The sequence below is a fragment of the Polaromonas sp. P1_E3 genome (genome assembly GCF_056405935.1).
In genome coordinates this window covers 1-6,499 of sequence record NZ_JBFUBD010000147.1, presented here as the reverse complement: position 1 = coordinate 6,499, position 6,499 = coordinate 1, and the positions used below count along the sequence as shown (strand labels likewise).

8 protein-coding genes are annotated in these 6,499 nt (G+C 63.3%); 5 read left to right on the top strand and 3 right to left on the bottom strand.

Features of this window, described 5'->3' with window-relative positions:
• From AC1D0Z_RS14210 to AC1D0Z_RS14195, 4 genes are all read left to right on the top strand, one after another.
• On the top strand, positions 1-572 hold a 572-nt coding region (locus AC1D0Z_RS14210; protein ID WP_477658873.1), incomplete at its 5' end, for a glutathione S-transferase.
• Between the two features lie 10 nt (positions 573-582).
• Positions 583-1,203, top strand: coding sequence for an HAD-IA family hydrolase (locus AC1D0Z_RS14205; RefSeq protein ID WP_477658872.1), 621 nt, complete (start codon positions 583-585; stop codon positions 1,201-1,203).
• 105 nt (positions 1,204-1,308) lie between these two features.
• Entirely contained in the window at positions 1,309-1,848 is a 540-nt protein-coding gene (locus AC1D0Z_RS14200; RefSeq protein WP_477658871.1) for a hypothetical protein, read from the top strand.
• A gap of 26 nt (positions 1,849-1,874) precedes the next feature.
• The gene (locus tag AC1D0Z_RS14195) at positions 1,875-2,156 is read left to right on the top strand and encodes a hypothetical protein (protein WP_477658870.1); all 282 of its coding nucleotides are present in this window, start codon (positions 1,875-1,877) and stop codon (positions 2,154-2,156) included.
• A gap of 112 nt (positions 2,157-2,268) precedes the next feature.
• On the opposite strand, the gene AC1D0Z_RS14190 is transcribed toward AC1D0Z_RS14195, so the two are convergent.
• Together AC1D0Z_RS14190 and AC1D0Z_RS14185 are read right to left on the bottom strand one after the other, a co-directional pair.
• Positions 2,269-2,529 carry a UBP-type zinc finger domain-containing protein gene (locus tag AC1D0Z_RS14190; RefSeq protein WP_457278560.1) on the bottom strand — a complete coding sequence of 87 codons (261 nt, stop codon included), beginning with the start codon at positions 2,527-2,529 and terminating at the stop codon, positions 2,269-2,271.
• A 20-nt stretch (positions 2,530-2,549) separates the two neighbouring features.
• Positions 2,550-4,286 (bottom strand): FAD-dependent oxidoreductase, encoded by a 1,737-nt coding sequence (locus tag AC1D0Z_RS14185; protein ID WP_477658869.1) that lies wholly within the window; start codon positions 4,284-4,286, stop codon positions 2,550-2,552.
• A gap of 197 nt (positions 4,287-4,483) precedes the next feature.
• On the opposite strand from AC1D0Z_RS14185, the gene AC1D0Z_RS14180 reads away from it, so the two are divergent.
• A complete protein-coding gene (locus AC1D0Z_RS14180) occupies positions 4,484-5,278 on the top strand; it encodes an extensin-like domain-containing protein (protein WP_477658868.1) in 795 nt (264 codons plus the stop codon).
• A 102-nt stretch (positions 5,279-5,380) separates the two neighbouring features.
• Here the strand turns inward: AC1D0Z_RS14180 and AC1D0Z_RS14175 are convergent.
• On the bottom strand, positions 5,381-6,499 hold a 1,119-nt coding region (locus tag AC1D0Z_RS14175), incomplete at its 5' end, for a DSD1 family PLP-dependent enzyme (protein ID WP_477658867.1).

The window sequence follows — 6,499 nt, the reverse complement described above, 5'->3', positions numbered from 1 at the left end:
GCTTTGAACACCAGTCGATCTCGGTGTTCAGCACCTTCGACCAATTCCGGCAGATCAACCCGGTCGTCAAGGCGCCTTCGGTTGTTTGCGACGACGGCACGGTGCTGATGGATTCCACCCTGATCATCGACTACGCCGAAGCGCTGGCCGCGCAGCAGGCCCCGCCCAAAAGCCTGATGCCCGCGGCCATTGCCGAACGCCAGCAGGCACTGCGCGTGATCGGCCTGGCCATGGCCGCCTGTGAGAAAAGCGTGCAGATCATCTATGAGCGCAACCTGCGCCCCGCTGAAAAGCTGCACCAGCCCTGGGTGTCTCGTGTGACAGGCCAGTTGCTGGCGGCCTATGGTGAACTGGAATCAGAACTCCAGCGCAAGCCGCTGGCTGCGACCAGCGGCACCATGGGCCAGGATGGCGTGACCACAGGCATCACCTGGCACTTCACGCAGGCGATGATCCCCGAAGTGGTGAAGGCAGCTGACTATCCGGCCTTGTGCGAATTTTCGGCCCGGGCTGAGCAGTTGCCCGAGTTCATGGCTGCGCCGCACAGCGACCAGACCTACAAAAACGCATAAGCTCAGCAAAATGCCAACCACCAAAATCCAGGCCCTGCTGTTCGATCTCGGCGGCGTGTTGATCGATGTCGATTTCAACCGCGTGCTGGAACACTGGCAGCCGATTTCGCGGCTGTCCCTTGAAGAGCTGAAAGCCACTTTCAGTTCTGATCTGCCTTACCAGCAGCATGAACGTGGCGAAATCACGGCGGCGCAATACTTCGCGCACCTGGCCATGACCCTGGAGCTGCAGGACGATCCCGCGCACATCACCGCAGGCTGGAACGCCATCTTCGGCGGTGAAATCACCGAAACCCGCCTCCTGGTGCAGGAAGCGCGTGCCCATCTTCCCTGCTACGTTTTCTCTAACACCAACGCCACGCACCAGGTAGCATGGACAGCGCTCTATCCTGATCTGGCGCAGTCGTTCGAGCGCATTTTTGTCTCGTCCGACATGGGCTACCGCAAACCCGAACGCCGGGCTTTTGAATACGTCGCGGACGCCATGGGCGTCCCCCTGAACGCCATCCTGTTTTTTGACGACCATCCCGACAATGTGGCGGGCGCAAGGGCCGCCGGGCTTCAGGCGGTTCACGTGCAGGGGCCAGCGGACGTCAGGGCTGCACTACAGGCCTTGGGTTGTGTGAAATAAGGGTGTCTTTCTCAGGCTACAACAGGAAGGCGAATCACGGCATCCAGAATCAGGCGCAAGCCGCGCACCATCAGAATTCATACAACAGGGGGAGCGAAAATGCCGATGGAAAAATCCGAAGTCAAGCAAATGGCGCGTGAGTTACTCGCCGCCGGGCAGGGAAAAACCGCGACATTTGCACAGTTGTCCGGCAAAGGCATGAAAGACAAGCAACTCGCGACGGTGATTGCGAGCCACCCCGATCCCGAACTCACCGAAGTCCACCGGGGCAAAGTCCGGGTGCTGATCGTGATCATGCTCATCCAGGTGATTCTTGCCTTCTTTGTGGGCTACGGAATCGGCTACAAAATTGGCCCCAACGCACCCTGGATTGCCAGCGCATTGATGACGCTGGTACCACTGGCCTTTGCCTGGGCTTTTTATACCAACAAGGCTGTTGCTTACGAAGCCTACGTGATGCTCTCCATACTGGGCGTCGCCAGAACGCTGGACGGCTTCGTCACTGCGCCCGCCAGCACCCTGGCCGGGCTGGTCACCAGCGCAGCCTTGTGTGGTTTTGTCCTGTATGTTCAATCAAAAGTTTTCCCGGACTTGCGCTTTCTGTGGCCGAGGAAAGTGAACGGGAAGTTTGTCTTCTCAAGCTGACCCACTGGGCAGTGGACTCGGCGGCCGTGGACCGCTACGATGGCTGCATGGCCCCCGAACACGATCCCGAGCCCGATCCAGGGCCTACCCCGGAACTCTCCGAAGAAAAGGTCCATGAGGCCAGGGATGCCTGGTGCCGTGCCTACGTGCACGTCTGGGCGGACCTCTCAAAGGGCGTCTACGACAAGGATGCGGTGGGGAAAGCAGCCGACGAGCATTGGCAGCGCAGCCCGAAATCCAGCCCGGTGATGGTGGCCACGACGGAGTTCACCAAGACTGCCAAGGCTGCACCGTCGCCCCCTGCCTAAAGAGCCGTTCACAAAACCCAGCGAAGCGGTCCTGGCTAGGCGCGACGCCGCAGACAGTGCACCGGCACGGCAAGGCGACGCAACAACGCCAGGAGGGTTTTGTGAACGGCTCCTAGCCTACTTGCAACTGGTGTTCATAGCACCACATCCAGCTCTCTCCGGGTTCGAAGGACTGGATCACTGCGTGCCCTGTGGCCGCGTGGTGTTTACTGGCGTGTTTGTTTTTGGAGTCGTCGCAGCAGCCGATATGGCCGCAGTGCACGCAGAGTCTCAGATGCATCCAGGTGTCGCCCATCTTCAGGCATTCTTCGCAGCCTCTTGCGTTGGGTGAGTGAATCTCGGCAGGAACGTGGGTGCAAGGTTTGATGCGCATGTGAATCTCCAGAATTTTCGTCAGGCAGCAACCGCCGTACGCTCCATCGCGGCCAGGTGCTGGTGGATCATGGACACCACCGCAGCGCCCTCGCCTATCGCGCCGCCCACGCGCTTGACCGAACCGCTGCGCACATCGCCAATGGCAAAAAGGCCCGGAATATTCGTTTCCAGCGGAGCCGGTTTGTAGTCGGAATGCTTGCAGGTGACGGCCTCCCCGGTGCGGACAAAGCCATGCGCATCAATGGCCGCGCCGCAACTGGTGAGCCAGCCGGTTTCGGGATCAGCGCCGACAAAGAGGAACACGTTGCGCACATCCGCCGCGTGTTCGGTGCCGCTCTTGCGGTTGCGCCATGTCACGCCGGCCAGGCCTGTGCCGCCGTTGCCGTCGCCTTCATCATCGCCGTGCAGCTTCACCACCTCGGTGTGCGGCAGCAGCTCGATGTTGGGTGCGGCCTCAATGCGGTCAATGAGGTAGCGCGACATGCTTGCCGCCAGGCTGGGGCCGCGCACCAGCATGTTGACCTTGGCCGCATGCTGCGACAAAAACACGGCCGCCTGGCCGGCTGAATTGCCACCGCCCACCAGTACCACCTCGGTCTGGCTGCACATTTKGGCTTCGAGTGCGGAGGCCCAGTACCAGACCCCGCGGCCTTCAAATTCTGCAAGGCGCGGCACCTCAGGCCGGCGGTAGCGGGCGCCGCTGGCTACCACCACGGTCTTGGCGCGCAGCTTGCGGCCATCCGTGAGCTGGACCTGCAGCTCGCCCTTGATGGCCTTGTGGGCGCAGTCCAGCGACTGGGCCTGCGCGGGGATCAGCATTTCCACACCAAACTTTTGCGCCTGCACATAAGCACGGCCAGCCAGCGCCTGGCCCGAGATACCGGTGGGGAAACCCAGGTAGTTCTCAATGCGCGCACTGGCACCGGCCTGCCCGCCGTAAGCGCGGCAGTCGAGCACCAGCACATGCAGGCCTTCCGATGCGGCATACACCGCCGTGGCCAGCCCGGCGGGCCCGGCGCCGACCACGATCACGTCGAACAGCTCGTCGTGCTCTTTGGTATCGACCATGCCGATGCAGCGCGCCAGCTGGTTCTCGTCGGGGTTCACCAGCACTGAGCCGTCCGGGCATACCGCGAGTACGTCACCGGCGGCTACGCCGTATTGTTCCATCAGCGCGGCGGCGCCTGCGTCCTGGGCGATGTCCACCACATGGTTGGGCTCGCCGTTGCGGTTCAAAAAGCTCTGCAGCCGCACGACCCCGGCGGAGTTGGGCTGGCCGATCAGCACCGGGCCGCTGGCGCCGGCTTCAATCAATGCCACGCGCCGCAGGATCAGCGCGCGTACCAGCCGCTCGCCCAGGTCGGCTTCGGCAATGATGAGCGCGCGCAGCTGGCCGGGCGGCACCAGCAGGGCTTCGACATCTTCCTCGGCGTGGCCGTCGACCAGCGCGTTCTGGCCCGACAGCTGGCCGACCTCGGCCAGAAATTGGCCCGGCCCCTGGTTGACGATGGGCACCACATGGCCGAGGCCGTCACGCTGGGTGATGGTGACCGACCCCTTGAGCATCACAAACATGCCGGGGCCGGGTTCGCCGGCGGCGAACAGCCTCTCGCCTTTTTTGAATTGCAGCACCTTGCCAAAACGCTGGATGCGGGCAATTTCAGCGGCGCTGAGCACCGGAAACATCTGGTGGTGCCGGCTGGTGTCAGCGGCCAGCGGGGATTGGGCTGGGGTGTGGGTTGCGTTGTCGGCCATCAAAATACTCCGTTAAGGCTCTTGGCCCGCGGCTTTATGCGCGCGCCCTGGCATCAGTTTCAGACGATGCCATTAAACGATGGATCCGGTGTGGAGTCCTCCTGCAGCACTCAGGATTTCAGCGCAAGAGAACAAATCCGGCCATCTTGGGGTAGCGGGCCTGTACGCTAGAGCCTGCACGGTTTACCAGAAAACGCATGTCCCTTCCCCCCGACCCCGGCCAGCTACCCGACGAACCGCCTGCGAGGCGGATTCGCTGGGGCCGCTGGTTACGGCTGGCTCTATGGAGCGGCCTGGTCACGGCGGCATATGGCGTTTACAGCGGCGCTTTGCAGATTCCCGCGCACATCAATCCGTGGGCGCCACTCGAAGTGACGGCGCCGCCCAACATGCTGACCTTTTACAAACTGTCACGCGCGCGCAACGACCCGGCGCGCTGCCTGGCCGCGCTGGCAAGCACGGGCATGCAGTACGACGAATTGCCCGACCGCAGCACGGGCGACGGCTGCGGCTTCAGCAATGCGGTGCGGCTGCGCACGGCGCCGGTGCGCATAGGCGCGGCCCTGCCACTCAGTTGCCCCATGGCGCTGTCGTTCTTTATGTGGGAAAGAAATGCGCTGCAGCCGGCCGCGCAATTGCATTTTGACCAGCGCGTGGCGGGCATTGACCACCTGGGCAGCTATGCCTGCCGCAACATCAACAGCGGCGAAGGTGCGCCGCCCCATGCGCCGGCCCGTTCCCGCAGCCGCCATGCCACTGCCAATGCGCTGGACATTTCCGCCTTCACGCTGGCCAGCGGCAAGCGTGTGACGGTGCTGAAACACTGGCCCGACGAAGACGCTGCCCCGCCGCCCGGGCCTGAGGCGCTACTGCTGCGCGATGCCCACAAAGGGGCCTGCAAGTACTTCAAGGGCGTGCTGGGCCCTGACTACAACGCCGCGCACAAGGACCACTTCCACCTGGAGACCGGCGGCTACAGCATGTGCAAGTGAGCCGCCTCAAAGGATTCGCAAGCAAAAAGTGCCTGCAGACCAATAGGGACGCGCGCAAGCAGCTATGCTTTTAATAGCGCCTGGTCACATGAAAACCGCGGCTCACCAGCCGTGCAAGCGGCCCCAGGTTGCCAGCTCGCCGTTTTCGGCCAGTGCGTGATACGCCGGATACTGCGCACCGGTAGCGCAGGCATGGTTCGGCAAGATGCGCAGCTGTGTGCCGATGGGAAAGTGCGCGGCAATGTCGGTGTCGGGCGCACCTTCGCGCGACAGGATGCCGTGTTCCTGGTTGGCGCCGCTGAGGACATACCCCGGCAGCACCTTGCCGTCGGTGCTGCAAACCTGGCCGTAGCCGAAGTCATGCGCCTGCTTTTGCGTGCCGCGGTCGCGGCTCATGGCCATCCAGCCGGCGTCCACAATCGCCCAGCCCTTCTCAGCCTGGTGGCCGATCACGGTGGTCAGCACACTGAGAGCGATGTCGTCTGTCCCGCACACGCCGATGTTGTGCATCACGAGGTCAAAAAACACATACACGCCGGCGCGCACTTCCGTGACGCCCTGGAGCTGTGCAGCTGACAGCGCCGTCGGTGTGGAGCCCACGCTGACAACACCGCACGGAAAGCCCGCGGCGCGCACGCGTTCGGCAGCTTCCACACAGGCGGCACGCTCCTGCTCAGCCATCGCCACCAGCGCTTCGGGGGTGTTGAGGTCGTAGCTCGAACCTGCATGCGTCATGACGCCGCCCAGCTGCATGCCGCCTTCGTGCAGCGTGCGGGCAACGTCCAGCAAGGCGGCCTCGCCGGGCTTGATGCCGGAGCGGTGGCCGTCGCTGTCGATTTCTATCCAGACCTCAAACTTTTCACCGTGCTCGCGGCCGAAGGCGGCAATGGCGGCGGCCGATGCCACGCTGTCGGTGATGATTTTCAGATCGCAGCCCTGGCGCCGCAGGGCCAGCGCCTGCGGCAGCTTGGTGGCCACCATGCCGACCGCGTAGAGGATGTCGTTGAAACCGTCGGCGTAAAACTGAGCGGCTTCCTTGAGTGTGGAGACGGTAATGCCCTGCGCACCCGCGGCCACCTGCGCACGTGCGACGGGCGTGCATTTGCTGGTTTTGACATGCGGCCGGAAACGCACGCCCAGCGCGTTCATGCGCTGCTGCATGCGCGCGATGTTGCGCTGCATGCGCGGCAGTTCTATCAGCGCGGCGGGCGTGTCGAGTGT

What these genes read in the sequence shown, in the direction of transcription:
- AC1D0Z_RS14200 (WP_477658871.1), top strand. Translation starts at nt 1,309, where the DNA reads ATGGAAAAATCCGAAGTCAAGCAAATGGCGCGTGAGTTACTCGCCGCC.
- AC1D0Z_RS14190 (WP_457278560.1), bottom strand. Translation starts at nt 2,529, where the DNA reads ATGCGCATCAAACCTTGCACCCACGTTCCTGCCGAGATTCACTCACCC.
- AC1D0Z_RS14180 (WP_477658868.1), top strand. Translation starts at nt 4,484, where the DNA reads ATGTCCCTTCCCCCCGACCCCGGCCAGCTACCCGACGAACCGCCTGCG.
- AC1D0Z_RS14205 (WP_477658872.1), top strand. Translation starts at nt 583, where the DNA reads ATGCCAACCACCAAAATCCAGGCCCTGCTGTTCGATCTCGGCGGCGTG.